Annotated in this window: 19 protein-coding genes; 10 read left to right on the top strand and 9 right to left on the bottom strand. The window is 73.2% G+C overall.

Translation table 11 applies throughout. From position 1 onward, the window contains the following. Nucleotides 1–3 precede the first annotated feature (3 nt). Nucleotides 4–822: an AfsR/SARP family transcriptional regulator gene (locus LRS74_RS10615; RefSeq protein WP_277740777.1), complete on the top strand. Its 819-nt coding sequence runs from the start codon at nucleotides 4–6 to the stop codon at nucleotides 820–822. Between the two features lie 198 nt (nucleotides 823–1,020). On the opposite strand, the gene LRS74_RS10610 is transcribed toward LRS74_RS10615, so the two are convergent. The 5 genes from LRS74_RS10610 to LRS74_RS10590 form a co-directional block, all read right to left on the bottom strand. Further along, nucleotides 1,021–1,203, bottom strand: coding sequence for a DUF6104 family protein (locus LRS74_RS10610; protein WP_018535226.1), 183 nt, complete (start codon nucleotides 1,201–1,203; stop codon nucleotides 1,021–1,023). A gap of 89 nt (nucleotides 1,204–1,292) precedes the next feature. Beyond that, entirely contained in the window at nucleotides 1,293–5,138 is a 3,846-nt protein-coding gene (locus LRS74_RS10605) for a multifunctional oxoglutarate decarboxylase/oxoglutarate dehydrogenase thiamine pyrophosphate-binding subunit/dihydrolipoyllysine-residue succinyltransferase subunit (protein ID WP_277740776.1), read from the bottom strand. Between the two features lie 260 nt (nucleotides 5,139–5,398). Then, nucleotides 5,399–6,514, bottom strand: a complete 1,116-nt coding sequence (locus LRS74_RS10600; protein ID WP_277740775.1) for an ATP-binding protein — start codon at nucleotides 6,512–6,514, stop codon at nucleotides 5,399–5,401. Beyond that, nucleotides 6,511–7,251 (bottom strand): response regulator transcription factor, encoded by a 741-nt coding sequence (locus LRS74_RS10595; protein WP_277740774.1) that lies wholly within the window; start codon nucleotides 7,249–7,251, stop codon nucleotides 6,511–6,513. Before LRS74_RS10595 ends, LRS74_RS10600 begins: the two co-directional genes overlap by 4 nt. 105 nt (nucleotides 7,252–7,356) lie before the next feature. After that, nucleotides 7,357–8,076: a spermidine synthase gene (locus LRS74_RS10590; RefSeq protein WP_277740773.1), complete on the bottom strand. Its 720-nt coding sequence runs from the start codon at nucleotides 8,074–8,076 to the stop codon at nucleotides 7,357–7,359. 824 nt (nucleotides 8,077–8,900) lie between these two features. Here LRS74_RS10590 and LRS74_RS10585 point away from each other — a divergent pair. Beyond that, complete coding sequence (locus tag LRS74_RS10585; protein WP_277740772.1) at nucleotides 8,901–9,650, top strand: rhomboid-like protein; 750 nt, start codon at nucleotides 8,901–8,903, stop codon at nucleotides 9,648–9,650. A 100-nt stretch (nucleotides 9,651–9,750) separates the two neighbouring features. Here the strand turns inward: LRS74_RS10585 and LRS74_RS10580 are convergent, their stop codons facing one another. Together LRS74_RS10580 and LRS74_RS10575 are read right to left on the bottom strand one after the other, a co-directional pair. Further along, nucleotides 9,751–10,428 carry a maleylpyruvate isomerase N-terminal domain-containing protein gene (locus LRS74_RS10580; protein ID WP_347178120.1) on the bottom strand — a complete coding sequence of 226 codons (678 nt, stop codon included), beginning with the start codon at nucleotides 10,426–10,428 and terminating at the stop codon, nucleotides 9,751–9,753. Continuing rightward, a complete protein-coding gene (locus LRS74_RS10575) occupies nucleotides 10,425–11,312 on the bottom strand; it encodes an NAD(P)-binding domain-containing protein (protein WP_277740771.1) in 888 nt (295 codons plus the stop codon). The genes LRS74_RS10580 and LRS74_RS10575 overlap by 4 nt, the downstream gene beginning before the upstream one ends. A 202-nt stretch (nucleotides 11,313–11,514) precedes the next feature. Here LRS74_RS10575 and LRS74_RS10570 point away from each other — a divergent pair, with 202 nt between their 5' ends. The 3 genes from LRS74_RS10570 (at nucleotide 11,515) to LRS74_RS10560 (ending at nucleotide 15,787) form a co-directional block, all read left to right on the top strand. After that, nucleotides 11,515–12,543 (top strand): helix-turn-helix domain-containing protein, encoded by a 1,029-nt coding sequence (locus tag LRS74_RS10570; RefSeq protein WP_277740770.1) that lies wholly within the window; start codon nucleotides 11,515–11,517, stop codon nucleotides 12,541–12,543. A 107-nt stretch (nucleotides 12,544–12,650) separates the two neighbouring features. Next, complete coding sequence (lon, locus tag LRS74_RS10565) at nucleotides 12,651–15,059, top strand: endopeptidase La (protein WP_277740769.1); 2,409 nt, start codon at nucleotides 12,651–12,653, stop codon at nucleotides 15,057–15,059. 131 nt (nucleotides 15,060–15,190) lie between these two features. Then, nucleotides 15,191–15,787, top strand: coding sequence for a Uma2 family endonuclease (locus LRS74_RS10560; protein ID WP_277740768.1), 597 nt, complete (start codon nucleotides 15,191–15,193; stop codon nucleotides 15,785–15,787). 39 nt (nucleotides 15,788–15,826) lie between these two features. On the opposite strand, the gene LRS74_RS10555 is transcribed toward LRS74_RS10560, so the two are convergent. Continuing rightward, entirely contained in the window at nucleotides 15,827–16,681 is an 855-nt protein-coding gene (locus LRS74_RS10555; RefSeq protein ID WP_277740767.1) for a lysozyme, read from the bottom strand. A 337-nt stretch (nucleotides 16,682–17,018) separates the two neighbouring features. On the opposite strand from LRS74_RS10555, the gene LRS74_RS10550 reads away from it, so the two are divergent. Then, a complete protein-coding gene (locus tag LRS74_RS10550; protein ID WP_277744690.1) occupies nucleotides 17,019–17,495 on the top strand; it encodes a MarR family transcriptional regulator in 477 nt (158 codons plus the stop codon). A 22-nt stretch (nucleotides 17,496–17,517) separates the two neighbouring features. Here the strand turns inward: LRS74_RS10550 and LRS74_RS10545 are convergent, their stop codons facing one another. Beyond that, nucleotides 17,518–18,291 (bottom strand): protein phosphatase 2C domain-containing protein, encoded by a 774-nt coding sequence (locus LRS74_RS10545; protein WP_277740766.1) that lies wholly within the window; start codon nucleotides 18,289–18,291, stop codon nucleotides 17,518–17,520. A 539-nt stretch (nucleotides 18,292–18,830) separates the two neighbouring features. Here LRS74_RS10545 and LRS74_RS10540 point away from each other — a divergent pair. The 4 genes from LRS74_RS10540 (at nucleotide 18,831) to LRS74_RS10525 (ending at nucleotide 23,260) form a co-directional block, all read left to right on the top strand. Continuing rightward, nucleotides 18,831–21,647, top strand: a complete 2,817-nt coding sequence (locus LRS74_RS10540; RefSeq protein WP_277740765.1) for a nitrate- and nitrite sensing domain-containing protein — start codon at nucleotides 18,831–18,833, stop codon at nucleotides 21,645–21,647. A gap of 89 nt (nucleotides 21,648–21,736) precedes the next feature. Next, nucleotides 21,737–22,231 (top strand): roadblock/LC7 domain-containing protein, encoded by a 495-nt coding sequence (locus LRS74_RS10535; RefSeq protein ID WP_277740764.1) that lies wholly within the window; start codon nucleotides 21,737–21,739, stop codon nucleotides 22,229–22,231. Beyond that, nucleotides 22,228–22,632, top strand: coding sequence for a DUF742 domain-containing protein (locus LRS74_RS10530; protein WP_277740763.1), 405 nt, complete (start codon nucleotides 22,228–22,230; stop codon nucleotides 22,630–22,632). The genes LRS74_RS10535 and LRS74_RS10530 overlap by 4 nt, the downstream gene beginning before the upstream one ends. A 22-nt stretch (nucleotides 22,633–22,654) precedes the next feature. Then, nucleotides 22,655–23,260: an ATP/GTP-binding protein gene (locus LRS74_RS10525; RefSeq protein WP_277740762.1), complete on the top strand. Its 606-nt coding sequence runs from the start codon at nucleotides 22,655–22,657 to the stop codon at nucleotides 23,258–23,260. The last annotated feature ends 17 nt before the right edge of the window (nucleotides 23,261–23,277 follow it).

Here is a 23,277-nt window from a genome sequence, read left to right as displayed (position 1 = left end):
CCCATGTTCGTGAACGTTCTCGGACCGCTGACGCTGCACCATGGCACCAGGTCCGCGGTCCCGACCGCGATGAAACCGCGGAAGGTCCTGTCGCTGCTGCTGCTGAACGACGGCCGGGTGGTGCCGGTGTCGGCGCTCATGGCGGAGCTGTGGGGCGACGCCCCACCCCGCACCGCGCCGACCACGCTCCAGACCTACATCCTGCATCTGCGCAAGCTGCTCGCCGAGACGCTGTCCACCACGCCCGCGGCCGTCGCCCGCGACGTGCTGCAGACCCGGCCCGGCGGCTACGCCTTCCTGCTGCGCCCCGGCGAGCTGGATCTGCACGCCTACCACGACCTGGTGTCCGCCGGGGAGTGCGCGCTGGATGTCGGCGACGAGCGCACCGCGGAGTCCGCGTTCCGGCGCGCGCTGCGGCTCTGGCAGGGGCCGGCCCTGATGGACGTGGCGCACGGCCGACCGCTCCAGGCCGCGGTCGCCCGGCTGGAGCAGTCCCGGCTCACCGTCACCGAGCGGAGCATCGAGTGCCGGCTGCGACTGGGCGGCCACCAGGAGGCGCTGTGCGACCTGGCCGCGCTCATCGTCGAGCACCGCTTCCACGAGGGGATGCACGGCCAGTACATGCTCGCCCTGCACCGCTCCGGCCAGCGCACCCGGGCGCTCGCCGTCTACCAGCGGCTGCGGCTGGCGATGGCCGAGGAGCTCGGCCTGGAGCCGTCGCTGCGGTTGCAGCGGCTCCAGCAGGCCGTGCTGAGCTGCGACCCCCGGCTGGACCACGAGGCACCGGCGCCCGCCCCGGGCCGGGGACCGGCCGTGGCCTGACCGCGGGCGCCGCGGATCGCCGGCGTCGCGCGTGCCGCTACTCCGTGGCTGAGCGGCTCTGGTGAGGTCGGCCGCGGTTCGGCAGCGCCCTGAAGGGGCGCGGGGCCGGGTGGAGATGTGCGGCTGCCGCCGCGTGGGCGCGACCAGCACAACGGGCACGCAGACGAACGACAGCCACCGCGTCACCTCCCGCGGAGCTCAGTCCTCGTCGTCCTCGTCGTCGAGGCGGGCCAGCCAGGTGGCCAGCCGCTCCACCGGCACCTCGAAGTCAGGGTTCAGGTCGACGAAGGTGCGCAGCTGCTCGGCGAGCCACTCGAAGGTGACCTCCTCCTCGCCGCGCCGCTTCTCCAGCTCCTCGATGCCACGGTCGGTGAAGTACATGCGAACAGCCTAGTACGCCCGGTACGCCGGAAGGCCCGGTCCCGCGAACCGCGGGACCGGGCCTTCCGACGTACGACGCCTCGCCTCGGTCAGATGTCGAAGACCTCGCTGACCAGGGCCTGCTGCTCGGCCTGGTGGCGCTTGTTCGAACCGACCGCCGGGGACGAGGAGTGCGGACGGGAGACCCGCCGCAGCCGCTCGGCCGGCGGCAGGTCGGCACCCACCGCCAGGTCCAGGTGGTCGATCAGGTTGAGCGCGATGAACGGCCAGGCACCCTGGTTCGCCGGCTCCTCCTGGGCCCACACGAACTTCTCGGCACCCGCGTACTTGGAGATCTCCGCCTGGAGCTCCGCACCCGGCAGCGGGTACAGCCGCTCCAGCCGGATCAGCGCGGTGTCGGTGATGCCGCGCTTCTCCCGCTCCGCCACCAGGTCGTAGTAGACCTTGCCGGAGGTGAAGACGACCTTGCGCACCGCCGCCGGGTCCACCGAGTCATCGCCGATGACCGGGCGGAACCCGCCGCTGGTGAACTCCTCCGCCTTCGAGGAGGCCGCCTTGAGCCGGAGCATCGACTTCGGGGTGAAGACGACCAGCGGCTTGTGGTGCGGGTTGTGCACCTGCCAGCGCAGCAGGTGGAAGTAGTTCGACGGCAGCGTCGGCATGGCGACCGTCATGTTGTCCTGGGCGCACAGCTGGAGGAAGCGCTCGGGACGGGCCGAGGAGTGGTCCGGGCCCTGGCCCTCGTAGCCGTGCGGCAGCAGCAGGGTGACGCCGGAGGTCTGGCCCCACTTCTGCTCGGCGGAGGAGATGAACTCGTCCACGACGGTCTGCGCGCCGTTGACGAAGTCACCGAACTGCGCCTCCCACATCACCAGCGCGTCCGGGCGGGCCAGCGAGTAGCCGTACTCGAAGCCCATCGCCGCGTACTCGCTCAGCAGCGAGTCGTAGACGGTGAAGCGCGCCTGGTCGTCGGAGAGGTAGAGCAGCGGGGTGTAGTCCTCGCCGGTCTCACGGTCGATGAGCACCGCGTGGCGCTGGCCGAAGGTGCCGCGGCGGGAGTCCTGGCCGGCGAGCCGGACCGGGGTGCCCTCCATCAGCAGCGAGCCGATCGCCAGGGTCTCGCCCATGCCCCAGTCGATGGTGCCGTCCTCGACCATGGCCGCGCGCCGCTGGAGCTGCGGGAGCAGTCGCGGGTGCACGGTGACGTGGTCGGGGATGTTCACCTGGGACTCGGCGATGCGCTTGACGACCTCCTGGGAGACGCCGGTGTGCACCGCCGCCGGGAACTCCGCCTGCGGCTCGGGGACCTCGGCCGGGGCCGGGGTCGCGGTGGCCTCGCGAACCTCGGTGAAGACCTTCTCCAGCTGGCCCTGGAAGTCCTGCAGCGCCTGCTCGGCCTCTTCCAGCGTGATGTCGCCGCGACCGATGAGGGACTCGGTGTAGAGCTTGCGCACCGAGCGCTTCTTGTCGATCAGGTCGTACATCAGCGGCTGGGTGAAGGCCGGGTTGTCCGACTCGTTGTGGCCGCGACGGCGGTAGCAGATCAGGTCGATGACGACGTCCTTGTTGAACGCCTGGCGGAACTCGAAGGCCAGCCGCGCGACGCGGACCACGGCCTCCGGGTCGTCACCGTTCACGTGGAAGATCGGCGCCTCGATCATGCGGGCCACGTCGGTGGCGTACATGGAGGAGCGCGAGGCCTCCGGCGCGGCGGTGAAGCCGACCTGGTTGTTGATGACGATGTGCACGGTGCCGCCGGTGCGGTAGCCGCGCAGCTGCGACATGTTCAGCGTCTCCGCGACGACGCCCTGGCCGGCGAAGGCCGCGTCGCCGTGCAGCGCCACCGGCAGCACGGTGAAGTCGGTGCCCGCCTTGCCGATGATGTCCTGCTTGGCGCGCGCGACGCCCTCGACGACCGGGTCCACCGCCTCCAGGTGGGAGGGGTTGGCGGTCAGCGAGACCTGGATCTGCTCGCCGTCCAGGCCGGTGAAGGTGCCCTCGGCGCCCAGGTGGTACTTCACGTCGCCGGAGCCGTGCATCGACTTCGGGTCGAGGTTGCCCTCGAACTCGCGGAAGATCTGCGCGTAGGACTTGCCCACGATGTTGGCGAGCACGTTGAGCCGGCCACGGTGGGCCATGCCGATGACGACCTCGTCCAGGCGCGACTCGGCGGCCGCGTCGATCACCGCGTCGAGCAGCGGGATCACGGACTCGCCGCCCTCCAGGGAGAACCGCTTCTGGCCGACGTACTTCGTCTGCAGGAAGGTCTCGAACGCCTCGGCCGAGTTCAGCCGGCGCAGGATGCGCAGCTGCTCCTCGCGCTCCGGCTTGGCGTGCGGCCGCTCCACGCGGTCCTGGATCCACTTGCGCTGCTTGGGGTCCTGGATGTGCATGAACTCGATGCCGGTGGTGCGGCAGTACGAGTCACGCAGCACGCCCAGGATGTCGCGCAGCTTCATCATCGACTTGCCGGCGAAGCCGCCGACGGCGAACTCGCGCTCCAGGTCCCACAGGGTGAGCCCGTGCTCGGTGATGTCCAGGTCCGGGTGCTTGCGCTGGCGGTACTCCAGCGGGTCGGTGTCGGCCATGACGTGGCCGCGCACCCGGTAGGAGTGGATCAGCTCGAAGACGCGCGCCGCCTTGGTGACGTCGTCGTCGTGCGAGGCGTCGATGTCCTTCAGCCAGCGGATCGGCTCGTACGGGATCCGCAGCGCCTCGAAGATGTCGTCGTAGAAGCCGTCCTCGCCGAGGAGCAGGTTCGAGACGATGCGCAGGAACTCGCCGGAGGCGGCGCCCTGGATGACGCGGTGGTCGTAGGTCGAGGTCAGCGTCATGACCTTGGAGATGCCCAGCTTGTTCAGGGTGTCCTGGGAGGTGCCCTGGAACTCGGCCGGGTACTCCATCGCGCCGACGCCCATGATCACGGCCTGGCCGGGCATCAGGCGGGGCACGGAGTGCACGGTGCCGATGCCGCCCGGGTTGGTCAGCGAGACGGTGACGCCGGTGAAGTCGTCCATCGTCAGCTTGTTCGCGCGGGCGCGGCGGACGATGTCCTCGTAGGCCTGCCAGAACTCGAAGAAGTTCAGCGTCTCGGCCTTCTTGATCGCCGCGACGACCAGCTGGCGGTCGCCGTTCGGCTTCACCAGGTCGATGGCGAGACCCAGGTTGACGTGCGGCGGCTTGACCAGCGTCGGCTTGCCGTCCTTCTCCGCGAAGGAGTAGTTCATCGACGGCATCGCCTTGATCGCACGCACCATCGCGTAGCCGATGAGGTGGGTGAAGGAGATCTTCCCGCCCCGGGCGCGCTTCAGGTGGTTGTTGATGACGATGCGGTTGTCGAAGAGCAGCTTGACCGGGACGGCCCGCACGCTGGTCGCGGTCGGGAGGTCGAGGCTCGCGCTCATGTTCTTGGCGACCGCGGCGGACGGGCCGCGCAGCGTCACGAACTCCGGACCGCCGGGCGCGGCGGCGGCCGGCTTGGCGGCGGCCGCGGGCTTGGCCGCGGCGGGCTTCGCCGGGGCGGCCGGTGCCTGCGCGGCGGGCTTCGCCGGTGCGGCCGGCCTGGCGGCGGCCGGGGCGGCACCCGCCGCCCCCGCGGCGGCGGTGCCGCTCGCGGCGGTCGGGGCCGGCGGCGTCGCCGGCGCGGCGGCGGTGGTGCCCGCCGCCCCCGAGGCGGCGGGGGCCGGCACGGCGGGGGTGGCACCCCCGCTCACGGCCTGCGATGGCGCGGCCACCGCAGAGCTCGTGTCCTTGCCAGGCTTGTAGTCGGCGAAGAAGTCCCACCAGGCTCGGTCGACCGAGTTCGGGTCCTGGAGGTACTGCTGGTAGATCTCGTCGACGAGCCACTCATTGGGACCGAAGGCGTCGGCAGGGGTCTTCCCCTGCCCGTCCTTGTCGGTCGAGACGCTCGAAGTGTTGGGGGACTGTGGCGACACGGCGGCAACCGCCCTCTTCCGCTTCCTAAGGTGGTGGACAGCGGGAATAAAGGCTACGCCTCTTGGCCCCTTACGTGCAGGTCGCACAGGTCATCGTCGCGCATGTCACATTGATCGACGGGTTTCGGGGCGCGGCACGGCGGGAAACACCCGTCATTTCGGCCCTGTCTGATCCGTACGGTCCGCACGCGGGTACGCAAAAAGCGCGCCTCACACCGCTCGAATGTGTGCTTCCGCTCTCGACCCTACGTCACGGCAGGTCAACCCTGGTCGCGATCGACACCCGGAAGGCTGACCTTGATCCGGCAGCCACGAGGGGATTCGGCCACCCCTATGCGGCCACCGTGCAGATCCACCGCCCAGCGGGCGATGGCCAGCCCCAGGCCGGTGCCCCCGTCGCCCCCCGAGCCCTGGCCGGCGGCCTTGGGGCCGCCCCGGTTGAAGCGTTCGAACACCCGATGGCGCTCCGCCTCGGGGATGCCCGGCCCCTCGTCGATGACCTCCAGCTCCAGGCTCTGGGCGCCGTCGCCGCGCCGGGCGCGCACCGTCACCCGGCCGTGGGCCGGGCTGTGCTTCACGGCGTTGTCGATCAGGTTGGCGACCACCTGGTGCAGCCGCTCGCCGTCCGCGTGCGCGGTGAGGTCCGGAGGGAAGACGTCCAGGTTGAGGTGGACGTCCTTGCGGGAGTGCGAACCGGCGCGTGGATCGGAGGCGGCGCTCTTGGCCATGCTCGCCTCCTTGAGGATGCCGGCCAGATACGGCCACACCTCGAAGCGTCGGGCGTGCAGCGGCACGACCCCGTTGTCCAACCGGGACAGGTCCAGCAGCTGCTCCACCAGCCGGCTCAGCCGCTCGGTCTGCCGCAGCGCGATCCGCATGGTCTCCGGATCCGCCTCGGAGACGCCGTCGACCACGTTCTCCAGCACGGCCCGCAAGGCGGCGATCGGGGTGCGCAGCTCATGCGAGACGTTGGCCACCAGCTCCTTGCGGTGGGTGTCCACCGCCTCCAGGTCGGCGGCCATCCGGTTGAAGGCGGTGGCCAGGTCGCCGAACTCGTCCCGGCGCTCGGCCGCCCGCACCCGCCGGGTGTAGTCCCCGTGCGCCATCGCCCGGGTGACCTCGGTCATCTCGTCCAGCGGGGCGGACAGCCCGTGCGCCACGAACTGCGTGATCAGCAGCGAGGCGATGATGGAGAAGATCGTGATGATGCGGAGCTCGGTGTCGGAGTGCGCGGCCACGAACACCAGCAGGGTGGTGATGATCACCGAGCCGATGACCAGCGCTCCGAGCGCCGCCTTCACCGACCGGTAGGGGTCGAAGGGCCGCAGCGCCTCCCACACCCGACTCCAGGCGGCCCGTCCGGGCGGCAGTCTCATGCCGCGGGGGTCTCCAGGGCGTACCCCACGCCGTGCACGGTGCGGATCCGCTCGGCGCCGATCTTCCGGCGCAGCGCCTTGACGTGGCTGTCCACGGTCCGGGTGCCGGAGGCGTCCGCCCAGTCCCACACCTCCGCCAGCAGCTGCTCCCGGGAGAGCACCGCGCGCGGCGTGTTGGCCAGGCACACCAGCAGGTCGAACTCGGTGGGGGTGAGGTGGACATCGTTGCCACGAACCCGCACCCGGCGCTGGGCGTGGTCGATCTCCAGCTCGCCCAGCCGCAGGATGCCGCTGCGCGGGGTGTGCGCGGCCAGCGCCGCCCGCTCCACCCGGCGCAGCAGGACGTGCACCCGCGCCGCCAGCTCCCGCATCGAGAAGGGCTTGGTCATGTAGTCGTCGGCGCCGACTCCCAGCCCCACCAGCATGTCCGTCTCGTCGTCGCGTGCCGTGAGCATCAGCACCGGCACCGGTCGCCGGGCCTGCACCCGACGGCACACCTCCAGGCCGTCGAAGCCCGGCAGCATCACATCGAGGACCAGCAGGTCCGGCTGCCAGGCCTCGGCCGTGTCCACGGCCGCCGGCCCGTCGCCGGCGGTCTGCACCTGAAACCCCTCGGCGCGCAGCCGGGCCGCGATGGCGTCCACGATCGTCGGATCGTCCTCGACGACCAGCACTCTGCGCTGCGCGCCCGGTGTGGTCGCGGCGGCGCCGTTGTGGGTCGTGTGTGTCTGCTCCATACGCCCGCCCCTGCGTCGTCCTTCGTACCCGCGTACCCGGACGGTCACCGCCCGTGCCGGTCGCGTTCGTAAGGCAAGAGCGTAAAGGCATCGCGACGGGCTCGGCTACGCGCCCCGAACCGCGAGGTGGACCACGTCGGGGACACCACGGGCAACGGCGATCTCTTCGGTTCGTACGCCTGTGAAACCGGCATTCCGCAAGGTCGTTTCGAAAACGGACGACGGTTGCGCGGACCAGACGGCGAGCACTCCGCCGGGTGCCAGGGCGGCACGGCAGGCGGCCAGCCCGGTCGGGGCGTACAGCCCGTCGTTGTCCTCGGTGACGGTCCAGTCCGGGCCGTTGTCGATGTCCAGACACAGGGCGTCGTAGGACGCGGGGGGCGCGGCGCGCACATGGGCCACCAGGTCGGTGTGGGCGATCTCGGTACGGGGGTCGGCCAGCGCCGCGGCGGAGATCTCCGCCAGCGGGCCCTCGCGATGCCAGTCGATCACCGCGGCCTCGCGCTCGACGACCGTGATCCGTCCCCAGCGCGGTTCGGCGGCCGCCTCGGCGAGTGAGAAGCCGACCCCGAGCCCGCCGATGAGCAGGTGCGGGGCCCGGTGGTCGGGCGGGGTGCGCAGCGCCGCCAGCGCGGCGTTCACCAGCAGCCGCTCGGAGCGCCCGTCGGAGGTGTCCATCAGGAAGACCCCGTTGGCGATGATCTCGTACGTGTCCTCCCGCCGCCGCAGCACCACCTCCCCGAACGGCCCAGTCCTGCGCTCCAGGGTCATCGGCCGCCGGTCGGCGGCGTGCTCGACGGGGTCGGCCTCGTAGGGCGGTGGCATGTGCGGGCCTCCAGGGTTCGAAGCGATGTGTTCGACACGGGTCAGGTTGCTCGCGAGCCGTGAAATGTGATGGCAATCACATCAGTGCTCGCCACCGTCGCACGGCTTCATGGTCAATTGTTGTCACCGAGTCGTGCGTGAGGGAGGAGTCGCGGCCAAGTGATCCGGGAGCGAGCGTTCGAGCCGTCGGCCCCAGAGACACGGCCGGCGGACCGGCACCCCGACCCACCCCGCGCCGTCGGCCTCCCCGGCCCTTCGAGGCCGCGTCGACCTCGCCGTCTCCGCGCCCCTCGCCGTCTCCGCCGTCCCGAGCGACCCGGTCGCCCTCGCCGGACGCGGGGGACGGGACCCGGCCGCATCCGGCGCCCGACCCGGCCTCCGGATCGGGGGCGCCGGCCGGGAGCCGTGAGGCCGCCGGCGCCCGGACCGCGGCCCCCGGTGCCACCGCGCCGCGGACGCCGGCCGGTGGCCGTGAGCGGGGGACGCGGGTCCGGAGCTCCGGTCGGAGCGGACCCGCCGCCTCCACCCCTTCCGCCGGCTCCCCGTCGCCGTCCGACGGTCCTGGCACGGCCGGGGCGACCGTCGCGTCCCCGTCCCTGGCGCCGTCGCCGTCGGCGCCGGGTGGGCGAGCCCGAGCCGGAGCGGGCGCCGACGCCCCCGGCCCGCGGAACGCCGCCCGCCGGGCCCCCGCGCCGCTCGGGCCGCGCCCGCCGCGCGGGCGCAAGCCCCGCCGGCCCGTCGCCCCCACCCCGCACGCGCGCCGCGACGGCCGGACGGCCCTACCGGGCACCGCGCCGGCCCCGCCGACCCGCGGTCGCCGGGGCGTGGCCCGCCCGGCCCGGGTCCGGAAGAGCACCGCCCCCGTCGCCGCTCCCGCCGTCAGCACCCCGCAGCTCGGCGCGCCCGCGCGGCCCCGCACGCCCGGCGCCGCGCGGTCGGCCCGCGCCGCGCGGGCGCTGGCGCGCCTGGTGCCCACGCCCACCAAGACCCCGTTCACCCTCGGCTACGGGCTGCTGTTGTTGGCGACCGGCGTCTTCGCGGACCTGGGCGACCCGGAGACGGTGCGGGCGCTGCTCGCCGGATCGAGCACGGACGTCTCCCACCTCGCCGAACGCCCGCTGCTGGTGCTGCTGGCGAGCGGCGCATGGGTGGCGGGCGGGCTGCTGTCGCCGTCCATCCTGCTGTTCCTGTTCGTCCTGGCCTCCCTGGAGCGTCGCGTCGGGGGGCCGCGCACCGCGGCGATCTTCCTGTCCGGGCATGTGGCGGCGACGGTGCTCACCGAGGTGCCGGTCGCGGTGTCGGTGGCCGTCGGGCATCTGCCGGAGAGCTCGCTGAACCGACTGGACTACGGGATCAGCTACGGGCTGATGGCCAGCGTCGGCGCGCTGGCCGGGCTGCTGCGCCCGCTGCCGCGCTGGTCGGTCCTGGCCGTCGTCGGCGGCATGCTGGCCACCGCGCTGCGGGACTCCGCCGACCCGCTCACCGACTGGGGCCACGCCATCGCCCTGCTGGTCGGACTGGCCTGCTGGCCGTACGTCCGCCAGATCCACCTGCGCCGCACCGCCACCCGCTGACCCGCCCCGGCGCGTGGCCGGCCCCGGCGCCGGCGCGGTTCCCCGCTGGGGCGGGGCCGCGGGGCGGCTCGGGCCCGGCCGCCGGTGGCGCCCGGCGGGATCAGCCCGACGGCCGCACGGCCCCCTGCCACTGCCACTCCGTACGTCGGGGCAGCCCGGGCAGCGTCGCCCGGCCGGTGCACCACAGCAGGGCCGCTCCCGGACCCTCCGGCGGAGCGGGGGCCTCCGGGAAGAGGCGGGCGAGTGCCGGGGCCGCCAGGGCGTCCGGCGGGCGCCAGTCCAGCCCGAGGGTGCGGGCGATGTCGTAGGTGTGGACGGTCAGCTCGACCACCGCCATCGCGGCGAACCCCGGCGCGTCGGAGCTGCCCCAGGGGTGCCAGGCCCGCGCCTCCGGGGCCGCGTCCCGGACGGTCGAGGCCAGCACCGTGGCCGCGATGCGGATCCCCTCAAGACAGCCGGGGATCGGCGCCTGCTCGTCGAGGGAGGCGAAGAGGGTGACGAAGCGGTCGGACGGTTGGGCGATGAGCAGGCCGGTGTAGGCGACGAGGCCCAGCGCGAGGTGGTCGAGCGTCGCGCGACAGCTCCACTCCAGGTCGCCGTCGCCGGCGGGACGGGACCAGTCCTGGGCGGCGCCTCGCGCCAGGACCCCGGTGCACTCGGTGGCGGCCGCGGACACCAGGGCGGGCCAGTCCGGGGCCGCCGGTGCCGCCCCCGCGGCCGCGGCCCGCACGAGGGGCGTGGTCTGCCCGGTCGCCGTGGTCCGCGCGGCGGTCGTCACGCGCCCTCCTCGGCGAGCCCCTTGACGACGGCCGCGTAGCTGTCGGCGCCGTGGCCGGCGTCGATGGCGCGCTGGATCTGGTCGCGCAGCAGCCGGGGCAGCGTGGTGTCCAGCCGCGCCGCCTCGTTGGCGTGCACCAGGTGCTCGATGGCGGCCCGGTGCACGTCCAGCGTGGCGTCGTCGCCGGGGTAGCGGCCGGCGTCGACCTGCGGCGCGTAGGTGGTGATGAACCCGGCGACGGCACCCAGCCAGCGCACCGCGACCGGGGTGAACGCCTCGGCCGTCACCCCGTCCCCGGCCAGCAGCGCCGCGCCCTGCGCCCAGCCCGCGAGCGCCGACCACATCACGCCCAGCAGGGCGGTGTCGTAGAGGGAGGACAGGCCGGGGTCGGTGCCGAGGTGCAGCGGGTCGCCCAGCGCCGAGAGCGTCGCGCGGTGCGCGTCGAAGGCGTCGCGCGCGCCGGAGTAGAAGAACATCGACTCGGGCTTGCCCACCCCCGGCGGGGTGTTCATGACCGCCGCGTCGAGGTAGGTCGCGCCGAGCCCGTCCGCCCAGCGCTCCGTCTCGCGGGCCAGCTCGGGCGAGCCGGAGGTGAGGTTCACCAGGACCTTGCCGGCGAGCCCGGCGCCCACCGGGTCGAGGATCTCGCGCACCGCCGTGTAGTCGAGGACGCAGATGATCACCAGCTCGCCGGCGGCGACGGCCTCCGCGGCGTCGGCGGCCGGCCGGGCGCCCTGGGCGACCAGCGCGTCGGCCCGGCCCACCGTGCGGTTCCACACGGTGACCCGGTGGCCGGCGCGCAGCATGGCCTCGGCCAGGGCCCGGCCCATCGAACCGAGGCCGAGAACGGAGACGGAGGCGGGGGAGGCGGGAGATGAGCTCATGGGTGTGTGCTCCTGGTTTCGCGAGGTGGAAGGGGGGGCGACGCGGAGGCGTCGACGAGGAGGTCGACGAAGGGGTCGACGGCGCTTGTCGATCAAGCACCCCTTCACGCTCGCACCGCGCTCCGGCCGCCGACAGTGGCGGGGATGACGGCTCTCGCAAAATTCCTGCCAGTCCGCGGCCGACCGACCTAACCTCGTGATCATGAACTCCGCGAGCGCCGTGCGCCCCGTCACCCCCAAGAGCGGCCCCGGTTCCGTGGCGGTCGCCGTCATCGAGGACGCCGACATCCCGCTCTGGGACCTGTACGAACTGAGCATCGCCTGTGCCGTCTTCGGCCGCCCGCAGCCGGAGCTGGCCGAGAGCTGGTACGAGCTGCGGCTGTGCGGGACGCGGCCGGGAGCCGCGCCCACCCGCGCGGGCTTCGGGGTCTTCACCCCGTACGGCCTGGACGAGCTGGCCCGCGCCGACACCGTGATCATCACCTCGGTCCCCGAGGCGAGCGTCACCGAGGGCGCCGAGCTGCCCGGGGAGCTGATCGAGGCGCTGCGCGCGGCGTCCGCCGCCGGGGCCCGGATGGTGTCGCTGTGCAACGGCGCCTTCGCGCTGGCCGCCGCCGGCATCCTGGACGGCCGCCGGGCCACCGCGCACTGGGCGCACACCGCCGACCTGGCCCGCCGCTACCCGAGGGTGCGCGTCGACGACTCGGTGCTCTACGTGGACGACGGCGACGTGCTCACCAGCGCCGGGATGTCGGCGGGCCTGGACCTGTGCCTGCACCTGGTGCGTCGTGACCTCGGGGCGCACGTCGCCAACCAGCTGGCGCGGTCGATGGTGGTGCCCGCGCACCGGCCGGGCGGCCAGGCGCAGTTCATCGACCGCTCGGTGCCCACCAGCGACGGCGACGGTCTCGCCCCGGTCATGCAGTGGGCCAGGGAGCACCTGGACGAGCCGCTGACCGTGGAGGACCTGGCCCGGCGCGCCGCGATGAGTCCGCGCACCCTCTTCCGCCGGCTCCAGGCCGCCACCGGCAGCACCCCGCTGCAGTGGCTGCTGCATCAGCGGCTGGCCCGGGCGCAGGTCCTGCTGGAGACGACCGACCTGCCGGTCGAGCGGATCGGCGAGCTCAGCGGGCTCGGCACGGCCGCCAATCTGCGCCGCCACTTCACGCAGCACGTGGGCGTCACCCCGACCGACTACCGGCGGGCCTTCCCGCGAACGCCCGCGGCCTGAGAGGTCGATCGCTCACAGCGAACACCGCTTCGGCCCGCCCCGGGAACATCGGCGGCAGCGCATGCATTGAGTCGACATAGCTCAACTTGCCTGCCGAAGGGGAGATCATGGCTTCGCTGTCCACACCGCTCACCCTGCCTGTGCTGCCGCTCGACGACGAGGTCGTGCTTCCCGGCATGGTGGTGCCCCTGGACCTGTCCGACAACGAGGTGCGCGCGGCCGTGGAGGCCGCCCAGGCCGCCGCCCGCTCCGAGGGCGGCAAGCCGCGCGTGCTGCTGGTGCCGCGGGTCGACGGCACCTACGCCGGGCTGGGCACGCTGGGCACGGTCGAGCAGGTGGGCCGACTCTCCGACGGCGACCCGGGCGCGCTCATCCGCGGCGTGCGCCGGGTGCGGATCGGCGCCGGCACCACCGGTCCCGGCGCCGCGCTGTGGGTGGAGGGCACCCCGGTCGAGGAGCTCGTCCCCGACCCGCTGCCCGGCTCGGTCACCGAGCTGATGAACCAGTACAAGGCCCTCGCCACCAGCTGGCTGCGCAAGCGCGGCGCCTGGCAGGTGGTGGACCGGGTGCAGCAGATCGACGACCTCGCCCAGCTCGCCGACAACTCCGGCTACTCGCCCTTCCTCACCCTCGCCCAGCGCGTCGAGCTGCTGGAGACCACCGACCCGGTGGCCCGGCTGAAGCTCGCCGTGGGCTGGCTCAGCGACCACCTCGCCGAGCAGGACGTCGCCGAGTCCATCGCCAAGGACGTCCAGGAGGGCGTCGACAGGCAGCAGCGCGAGTTCCTGCTGCGCCGTCAGCTGGAGGCGGTGCGCAAGGAGCTGGCCGAGCTCAACGGCGGAACCGGGGCCGAGGTCGACGAGGCCGCCGACTACCGGGCGCGGGTGGAGGCCGCCGACCTGCCCGAGAAGGTGCGGGAGGCCGCCCTCAAGGAGGTCGACAAGCTGGAGCGAGCCAGCGACCAGAGCCCCGAGGGCGGCTGGATCCGCACCTGGCTGGACACCGTGCTGGAGCTCCCCTGGACCGAGCGGACCGAGGACGCGTACGACATCCAGGGCGCCAAGGCCGTGCTCGACGCCGACCACGCGGGTCTGGAGGACGTCAAGGACCGCATCGTGGAGTATCTGGCGGTGCGCAAGCGCCGGGCCGACCGGGGCCTGGGCGTCGTCGGCGGCCGGCGTGGCGGCGCGGTGCTGGCGCTGGTCGGCCCGCCCGGCGTCGGCAAGACCTCGCTCGGCGAGTCCGTCGCCCGCGCGATGGGCCGGACGTTCGTCCGGGTGGCGCTCGGCGGCGTCCGCGACGAGGCGGAGATCCGCGGCCACCGGCGCACCTACGTCGGCGCGCTGCCCGGTCGGATCGTCCGGGCGATCAAGGAGGCCGGCTCGATGAACCCGGTCGTCCTCCTGGACGAGATCGACAAGGTCGGCTCGGACTTCCGCGGCGACCCCGCGGCCGCCCTGCTGGAGGTCCTGGACCCGGCGCAGAACCACACCTTCCGGGACCACTACCTGGAGGTCGAGCTCGACCTGTCCGACGTGGTCTTCCTGGCCACAGCCAACGTTCTGGAGGCCATCCCCGAGGCGCTGCTGGACCGCATGGAGCTGGTGCGCCTGGACGGCTACACCGAGGACGAGAAGGTCGTCATCGCCCGTGACCACCTGCTTCCGCGCCAGCTGGAGCGGGCCGGGCTGGAGCCGGGCGAGGTCGTGGTGGCGGACGAGGCGCTGCGCAGTCTGGCGGGGGAGTACACCCGCGAGGCGGGCGTGCGCACCCTGGAGCGCTCCATCGCCCGGCTGCTGCGCAAGGTGGCGGCCCAGCACGAGCTCGGTGAGCGGGAGCTGCCGGTCACCATCGACGTGGACGGACTGCGGCCGCTCATCGGCCGTCCGCACCACACCCCCGAGTCCGCCCAGGACCCCGCCGAGCGCCGCACCGCCGTGCCGGGCGTGGCCACCGGCCTGGCGGTCACCGGCGCCGGCGGCGACGTCCTCTTCGTCGAGGCGTCCCTGGCCGACCCGGAGACCGGTGGCGCCGGGCTGACCCTCACCGGCCAGCTGGGTGAGGTGATGAAGGAGTCGGCCCGGATCGCGCTCTCCTTCCTCCGCTCCCACGGGGCCGAGCTGGAGCTGCCGGTCGCCGATCTGAAGGAGCGCGGCATCCACCTCCATGTGCCCGCGGGCGCCGTTCCCAAGGACGGCCCCAGCGCCGGCATCACCATGACCACGGCGTTGGCCTCGCTGCTGTCGGGTCGTCAGGTCCGGCCCGACGTGGCGATGACCGGCGAGGTCTCCCTCACCGGTCGGGTGCTGCCCATCGGCGGCGTCAAGCAGAAGCTGCTGGCCGCCCACCGGGCGGGGGTCACCACCGTGATCATCCCCAAGCGGAACGAGCCCGACCTGGACGACGTCCCCGCCGAGGTCCTGGAGAAGCTGGAGGTCCACCCCGTCTCCGACGTGCGACAGGTGCTGGAGCTGGCCCTTGAGCCGGCCGTGACGGAGCTCCCGGTCGCGGTGTGACGGTCGCGGCCGGGCGGCGGCCCGGGGCCCCGCGCGAGCGGGGTCCCGGGTTACGCACGTAACCCGGTTGCCGTGCGTATCGTTGTACTGCGCGGCTGCCTGCCATTCGCGGCAGCGGGGAGGAGCGCACGGTGACCATCGAGCTGATTGACAGCAGGATCGAGGTCGAGATGGGCGACAGCGACCGGCAGTACTTGGACGAGATGTTCGAGTTTCTGTACGACGACATCCCCGAGGGTTTCAAGGCGGAGATCGTCGAGGGGGCTGTTGCCATGTCGCCGCAGAGGGACACGCACTCGGACATCATCAAGGATGTGCTGTTCCAACTGGGGGCTTGTTTCGGTCGGCGAAGCAAGCTGAAGATGGATGTCCGCCTCGACCTTCCGGGCTACCGCAACGGGTTCTGCCCCGACCTCTTCAAGCTCTCAGACGACGCCAAGCAGGATGAAGGGCGTCGCTGGCGCTATCAGGACGTCGAGTTCGTCCTGGAAGTGATCTCGCGCGAGACCGCCGGCAACGACTACGGCAAGAAGCTGGACGCCTACGCCGAAGGCGAGATCCCCGTCTACCTGATCGCGGACCCGTGCACCGGCAGGTGGCACCTTTTCCTGACCCCCAAGGACGGCGAGTACCGGACCAAGGTGACCCGTGACTTCGGGGACCCCGTCGACCTGACGGACACGGTCCTCGGGCTCACGCTGCAGACCGACGAGTTCCCCCGCGACTGAGCCATCGGGGGAACCCGCCGGACGCGGCGCCCGAGAACGTCACCCCTTCGCCAGCGCCTGGAGCCGTTCGTACGCGCCGTTGAAGCGGTTGTGGTCGCCCACGTAGGGGCCGGACGAGGTGTACTGCCAGATGGTGTGGAAGCCCCAGCCCGCCGGGAGCTCGCCGACCGAGGAGCCGTAGCGGGGGATCCACAGCGGATTGACCGAGCCGAACGAGGTGTTGTTGCCGGTGCACAGCTTCCACCAGCTGGTGGAGGTGTAGATGACCGGGTCGCGGCCGGTGCGGGCCCGGTAGGTGTTCACGAAGTCCTTGAGCCAGCTCACCATCGCGCTGTGGCTCTTGCCGTAGCAGTCGTCTCCGTACGGGTTGTACTCGATGTCCAGCGCCCCGGGCAGCGTCCTGCCGTCCTTGGACCAGCCGCCGCCGTCGCCGGCGAAGTAGGCCGCCTGGGTGGCGCCGCTGGACACGTTGGGCAGCGCGAAGTGGTAGGCGCCGCGGATCATGCCGACGCTGTAGGAGCCGTTGTACTGCTGGGCGAAGTAGGGGTTCTTGTACGTGGTGCCCTCGGTCGCCTTCACATAGGCGAAGCGGACACCGCTGTTCCAGAGCGCCGCCCAGTCGACGTTGCCCTGGTGGCTGCTGACGTCGACGCCCTCGATGCCGGCGAGCTCCCAGCCGGCGCCGTCCCCGTCGTCCGCCGGGGCGCGGCCTTCGTGCTTGATGATCTGCGACCCCGCCCAGTGGTCCTGGGCCTGCGGGGACGGGCGCCGATCGTCGGCCGTGGCCGTGCCGGGCAGGGCCGCGGTCAGGGCCAGCGCGGTGGCCAGGGCGGTCAGGACTCCGATGAGGGCGGTCGACGCGCGGCGACGCGGTCCCGGTCTGAGCACAGGCATGGCATGCCTCCGAAAGCCTCGGTGGGGGGAGGTGGGGGGAGAGGGAGAGTCGGAGTGAGCGGAGGGAGTGAACCGGAGGAGTGAACGGCGGTGGGGGAGTGCGGTCTCGCCCCGGCTCGTCACATTGGTGTGCCCATGTCATGCTCCGTGCTACGGGCGTAGAAACCCCTTGCGAAGCGGGCCTGGTTGCTGCCGTTGGTCTAATCCTGCGAAATACTGGCCGAGCTGGGGCGACGGCCACGGCTGAAGGAAACTTTCATCCAGCTGAAAATCCGGAGAGGTCGCTGACGTGCACAATACCGGGGCCGACACCGGGTCCACCCCCTCCAGGCGGGGCGTGTCACCGGCCGAGCAGGTACGAGGAGTGGACCAGGCGTTCCTGGCCCTCGAACGCGAACTGGCGGTCTTCCTTCGCCGCGCCCGCGCCTCCTCCGGGGAGATGGCCCGCGAGGTGCATCCGGATCTGGAGCCCGCCGCGTACGGGCTGCTGCTGCGGCTGGACGACGCCGGGCGGCAGCGGGCCACCGACCTGGCCGCCTACTTCGGCGTGGGCAAGGCGACCATGAGCCGCCAGCTGCGGGCCCTGGAGGAGCTCGGGCTGGTCGCCCGGGCCCCCGACCCCGCCGACGGACGGGCCTTCCTGGTGCAGATGACCGACGAGGGTCGGGAGCGCTTCCGCAGCGTGCGCAACGCCCGGCGCGCCAAGTACGCCCACCGCCTCGCGGCCTGGGAGCGGAACGAGGTCGCCGAGCTGGCCCGGCTGCTGCGGCGGCTCAACAGCGCGGCCCAGGCGGCGGGGGAGGATCCGGCCTAGGGGATCGGCGGTCCGGGTCCGGTCACAGCTCCGCCAGGATCACCGCCGCGTCGTCGTGCGCCTTTCCATGGGGGCCGCCCGCCGCCTCCGGGTTCGCGTCCTCCGCCGCGCGCACCCGGTCGATGAGCGCCTGGGGGCCCTCCTTGCGCAGCAGGGCCGTCAGCTGGGTCCAGTCGCCCTCGTCGAACACCTCCACCCAGCGGGTGGCCCCGTCGGTGAGCGCGGCGAGGGTGCGCACGGAGGCGCGCGGCAGCGATCCGGTCACCGCCCGAGCCGCGACGGCCGGGTCGGCGGCGGCGGTGAAGAAGCCGCCCTCGACGTTGCGCAGCGGGGCCAGTCGACGGCCGGCGGCCCGCAGGCGGTCGATGCGGTCGTCGAGGACGGGCGTCACGGCGCCGTCGGGCGCCTCGATCAGCAGGACCGAGTCCGACAGCACCAGGTACTCCACCCGCTCCGCGTCCCAGCGGGCGGCGACCACCGTGGCCTGGGGCGTGAGCGCGTGAGAAATTTCACAGGTTTGAGCGTGTGTGTCGGTGGTGCGTTCGATCGCGGCCGAAAGGCAGTCCGCCAGCGAGGTTTCCCGGCGTGAACCGGACAGTTCGAGGAGCGCCCCGCCCAGTCGGGCCGTGAACCAGGGGACGCCGTGGGTGCAGCCGTTGTCGCCGTCGGGCGGCGGAGTGACTCCGTCCAGCAGGACCAGCGCCCCGCCGTGCCCCGAGGCGGGCAGCGCTACTGACGCGTAGTCCTCGTTGGGGCGTTGAGGGTCTCCGGGTGCGGTCGCGAGTTCTATGCGCATGCGGCCAGTGTGCCGGGCGGGGAGGGCGGCTCCGTCGCGCGTGTCCGGCCCGCCCGGGAGGTGTCCGGGAGGTCTCGCGCGGGGGCCCGCTCGCGGGTTCGACGCCCGTCAGATGTCGGATTGGTGCGGGAATTCACACGTCCGGGAGGGCGCGGGGGCGAATCCTGCCAGGACCTGGGAGCGTTTTCCAACTGCCGAGCCGGTCCCGCGTGTGTAGTCCATAGTCGGAAGTTGATGGTCAACTTCGGCATGCGGTTCACTCGTTCAGGTGGCCGGGCATTTGATGCGCGCCCGCCTCACAGCGGTCCTGGAAGGGTCGGATTCCGTACCAGGGGCGGGGCCACGCAGTTGTTGAACCGTCGTCACCCCCTGGTTTCCCCAGCGGGTCGGGCGAGAAAAGATTGTGAGCACCGGTGCGGAAGAAGCGGCTTCGGGGCAGCAACGACGAGCACAGCACGCTGAACGGACAGGGCGGTCAGAACACGTCGGGTGGCCCGGCCGCAGGCGCTGACGCGCCGTCGCGCCGCCCCTCGGCGCGCGTGCGCAACCGTCTGGTCATCTCCGTCGCGGTGGTCGCCGTCGCCGTCGCCGCGGCCGGCGCCCCCGCCGTTCTCGCCGCCGTCGACGACACGCACGACTCCCAGCGGCTCGTCGAGCTCGCCGAGTCCAACCGCGCCGCCGTGGCCCTGGCCCACGCGCTCGCGGACGAGCGCGACGCCATGACCGAGTTCGTCGCCGCCGGCCGCTCCACCGCCTCCGGCGCCGGCGTCTCCGAGAGCCAGCGGGCCCGCGTCGACCGCCAGGTCGCCGAGGTCCGCCCGGACGCCCCCGCCGCGCTGCGCGGACTGCTGGACGACCTCCCCGAGACCCGACAGCAGGCGCTGACCGGGCGCGGCTCGGCGCTCCAGGTGTTCGAGGACTACACCGAGACCGTCCAGGCGCTGCACGCCCTCGCCGACAGTCTCGCCCGTCGGATGCCCGAGCGGGCCGACGACGGCGGAGCGCGGGCGCTGGCCGCGCTGGGGCGGGCCGACGAGGAGGCGTCCGCCACCCGGGGCCTGCTGCTGGCCGCGCTCACCGGCGACGGCGGTCAGCCCACGCTCACCGCCGCCGCGCAGCGCACCAACCTCCGCGAGCAGGCCGCGCTCGCCGACTTCAAGCAGCTCGCGCCGACCGCCGCGCGGGAGCGGTTCGACAGCGCCGTCAACGGCACCGAGGTCGCCAGCGCGGAGCGGCTGCTGGCCCGGCTGCTGGACCAGCCCCGGCTCTCCGGCACCGACCTGCTGCTGGGCGAGGACCGCGTCGAGTCGGCCCTGTCCGGCCGCATCGACCGGATGCGCGGCGTGGAGGCCGCGCTGGTCACCGCGGAGGTCGCCCGGCTCGAAGGGCTGCGGGACGACGATGTCACCGCCCTGGAGATCCGCGTCGGACTGGCCGGGCTGTCCCTGCTCCTCGCGCTCGGCGCCGGGATCTCCGGCGCCCGCTCGATGACCCGCCCGCTGGCCGCGCTGCGGCTGGGCGCCCGGCGGGTCGCGGCCGACCCCACGACCGAGGAGCCGATCGCCTTCAAGGGGCGCGACGACGAGTACGCGGACACCGTGCACAGCGTCAACGCGCTGCTGAAGGCCGTACGCGCCGAGCACGAGCGGGCCGCGACGCTGGAGGCCGACCGCACCCGACTGGTCGCCGAGCGACGGCGGCTCGCCGAGGAGCGCACCGAGCTGCGCCAGGAGCTGGACGAGGTCAGCGCGCGGCTGGAGGGCCTGCGGGCCCGGGTGCACGGCAGCTTCGTCAGCCTCGCGCTCCGCAACCTCGGCCTCATAGAGCGGCAGCTCGCGATCATCGAGGGGCTGGAGGAGAAGGAGCAGGACCCCGACCGGCTGGAGACCCTCTTCCAGCTCGACCACCTCGCCACCGGCATGCGCCGCTACAGCGAGAACCTCCTGGTCATCGCCGGCTCCGAGCACAAGGCCACGCACGCGGGTCCGGTCCCGCTGCTGGATGTGCTGCGCGCCTCCATCAGCGAGGTCGAGCGCTACGACCGGGTGCAGATCCAGTCCCTGCCGCCGCACTCCTACGTCGCCGGGTTCGCCGCCGACAGCGTCAGCCACCTGGTCGCCGAGCTGCTGGAGAACGCCACCGCGTTCTCGCCGCCGGACGCGCATGTGCAGGTCTCCGGCTGGCTGCTGGAGACCGGCGAGCTGATGCTCTCCGTCCAGGACGAGGGCATCGGCATGACGCCGGAGCGCTTCGACGAGCTCAACGCCCGGCTGGCCGAGCCCGTGCCGGACTACTGCCAGGGGCCCGACGCGGAGGATCCGCTGGGGCTCGGGCTGTACGTGGTGACCCGGCTGGCAGCCAAGCACGGGGTGCGGGTCCAGCTGCGCGAGCAGAAGCAGGGCGGCGTGGCGGCGGTGGTGGTGCTGCCGGTGAAGATCCTGGCGGCCCCGCCCGCCGGCGCCGTCCCCGCCGATCCGGCCGCCGCGCCGGCGGTCGCGGACCCGACGGACGGCCCCGGCTCCGGCCCGTCCTTCCCCGGCTCCGTCGCCGAGGCGAACTCCAACGAGCTGCCCGGTCGGCACCGCGCGGTCGACGGCGCCGGACTTCCGTACCGCGGGGAGCACCCCGCGGAGGAGCACCCGGAGTCGGCCGCCGCCGCGGCGGAGCCGGAGTTCATGCCGGACATCGCGGCGGAGCCGGAGTTCGTGCCGGACATCGAGGTGGATGTCGAGCCGGGCGCCGACCCGCTGGTGGTGGCCGCCGAGCGGACCATCCAGCTCGCCGCCGTCCGGGGCGACCTGGCGGCGCCCCGGCAGCCGGAGGAAAGCCCGTCCGGGCCGCCGGGCGCCGACCCGACCCCGGTCGCCGGCGTTCCGGCCGCGCCGGACGGCGCGGAGCACACCCCGGTCGCCGGCGTCCCGGCGCCCGGCGCCGAGCGCACGCCCAGCGGCGGGACCCCGGTCGCCGGGCAGCCGTGGGCCGCGGCGCCGTCGCCCGCCGAGGACGCCGCGGCGGCGCCGGCCGCCACCCCCGCCCTGGTGGCGCCCGACGAGCACGCCCGGCCCGCCGCGGAGGAGCGGACCGCCCCGGCACGGCCCGAGCCCGGGCGTGCGGAGTCGAGGGAGGCCGCGCCGGTTCGCGAGCGGCCGGTCACCGCCAAGGGGCTGCCCAAGCGCACGCCGAAGGCGGTGACCCGGCCGGCGCCCACCACCCGTGAGCGCGTCCGGAGCGGCGTGGACGCGGAGGAGCTCCGCCGCCGGCTCGGTGGATTCCAACGGGGCGCGCGCCAGGGACGGCGGGACGCGGAGGCCGAGATCGCGGAGCGGACCGACGACCCGGCCCGGCGCGATCTCTGACGGGACGGCTCGACAGCACGTTCAAGGAAGCGACTGCGGGGCAGGTACGGGGGCGCAGGAGAGAGTGGCACGGTTGAGGAGGCACAGAGTTGAACGCGCCCAGTGGGAGCAGCACGTACGGCCTGAGCAGCGAGGCTCGTAATCTGCACTGGCTGCTCGCCAATCTGGTCGAGGAGGTGCCGGGCGTACGCTCGGTCGCCGTCGTCTCGTCCGACGGCCTGCTACTGCTCTCGTCAGACCCCCAGTACCGGACGGTGACGACCGGCGATCCGGCGGCGCAGGACGGCCCCAAGGGCTCCACGGCCGACCTGGCCACCATCGTCTCCGGACTGGGCAGTCTCACCCTCGGCGCGGCCCGGTTGATGGACGGCGGCAACGTCAAGCAGACGATGGTGGCGATGGAGGACGGGATGCTCCTCGTCATGTCGATCAGCGACGGCTCGCTGCTCGGCGTGCACGCCGCCCCGGACTGCGACATGACCGTGGTCGCCTACCACATGGCCCTGTTCGTCGGCCGCGCCGGCCATGTGCTCACCCCCGAACTCCGCAGCGAGCTGCGGAAGTCGATGGAGACCGCGCAGTGACGGCGGCCGCTCCCGGCCTTCCCATACGCGGCGCGGGACGCCGCCCGAAGCGGGTGCGCCCGTACTCGCTGACCGGCGGTCGCACCCGCTTCGGCCATGTGCTGCTGGTGGAGACCTTCGTGGCCGCCCTGGAGGGGGTCGAGGAGCGCCGGGAGGCACCCCCGGGCGGACGCGGCCCGCGGCTGCTGCCCGAGGTCGGGGCGATCGTGGAGCTGTGCCGCAGGATGCGCTCGGTGGCGGAGATAGCGGCGCTGCTGAAGATCCCACTCGGGGTGGTCCGGGTGCTGCTGAGCGACCTGGCCGACCAGGGCCGGATCCGCGTCTACGGCACCGGGCGCGGCCCCGGGCAGCCCGACCGCGCGCTGCTGGAGAGGGTGCTCGGTGGACTGCGCAGGCTCTGAGGCGGGAGCCGCGGCCGGGGCGGTGACGCTCCCGCCCGCCGCGGAGGAGGGGCTGCGGAGCTGGCAGACGGACCACTCCCGGGCCCCGGTCGCCACCAAGATCGTGATCGCGGGAGGCTTCGGCGTCGGCAAGACGACCTTCGTGGGCTCGGTCTCGGAGATCACCCCGTTAGAGACCGAGGCGCTGATGACCCGGGCCGGCGAGGAGGTCGACGACACCGCCGCGACGCCGGGGAAGACCACGACCACCGTCGCCATGGACTTCGGCCGCCTCACCCTCGACACCGATCTGGTCCTCTACCTCTTCGGCACCCCCGGCCAGCGGCGCTTCTGGTTCATGTGGGACGACCTGGTGCGCGGCGCCATCGGCGCGGTGGTGATGGCGGACACCCGTCGGCTGGAGGACAGTTTCCCGGCGCTGGACTACTTCGAAGGCTGCGGGCTGCCGTACGCCGTCGCGGTCAACCACTTCGAGGGGACGCCGCGTCACGAGGCGGAGGACGTGCGGGAGGCGCTGTCGGTGCCCCCGGAGATACCCGTGGTGATCATGGACGCCCGCCAGCGGATCACCGTGATCGACGCGCTGCTGGCGCTGGTGGGCTTCGCCCTCGACCTGACCCCCGAATGAGTGCGGAAAGGCAGTCG

Source organism: Streptomyces sp. LX-29 (assembly GCF_029541745.1).
Taxonomy (GTDB): Bacteria; Actinomycetota; Actinomycetes; order Streptomycetales; family Streptomycetaceae; genus Streptomyces.
The sequence above is the reverse complement of the archived record's forward strand: the minus strand, read 5'-3'. Positions and strand labels throughout refer to the sequence as shown.

Bases quoted from the DNA above. Each gene is read 5' to 3' on its own strand.
- LRS74_RS10570 (WP_277740770.1), top strand. From the start codon at position 11,515: ATGAACTCCGCGAGCGCCGTGCGCCCCGTCACCCCCAAGAGCGGCCCC.
- LRS74_RS10545 (WP_277740766.1), bottom strand. From the start codon at position 18,291: ATGCGCATAGAACTCGCGACCGCACCCGGAGACCCTCAACGCCCCAAC.
- LRS74_RS10615 (WP_277740777.1), top strand. From the start codon at position 4: ATGTTCGTGAACGTTCTCGGACCGCTGACGCTGCACCATGGCACCAGG.
- LRS74_RS10590 (WP_277740773.1), bottom strand. From the start codon at position 8,076: ATGCCACCGCCCTACGAGGCCGACCCCGTCGAGCACGCCGCCGACCGG.
- LRS74_RS10575 (WP_277740771.1), bottom strand. From the start codon at position 11,312: ATGAGCTCATCTCCCGCCTCCCCCGCCTCCGTCTCCGTTCTCGGCCTC.
- LRS74_RS10600 (WP_277740775.1), bottom strand. From the start codon at position 6,514: ATGAGACTGCCGCCCGGACGGGCCGCCTGGAGTCGGGTGTGGGAGGCG.
- LRS74_RS10610 (WP_018535226.1), bottom strand. From the start codon at position 1,203: ATGTACTTCACCGACCGTGGCATCGAGGAGCTGGAGAAGCGGCGCGGC.
- LRS74_RS10555 (WP_277740767.1), bottom strand. From the start codon at position 16,681: ATGCCTGTGCTCAGACCGGGACCGCGTCGCCGCGCGTCGACCGCCCTC.
- LRS74_RS10595 (WP_277740774.1), bottom strand. From the start codon at position 7,251: ATGGAGCAGACACACACGACCCACAACGGCGCCGCCGCGACCACACCG.
- lon (WP_277740769.1), top strand. From the start codon at position 12,651: ATGGCTTCGCTGTCCACACCGCTCACCCTGCCTGTGCTGCCGCTCGAC.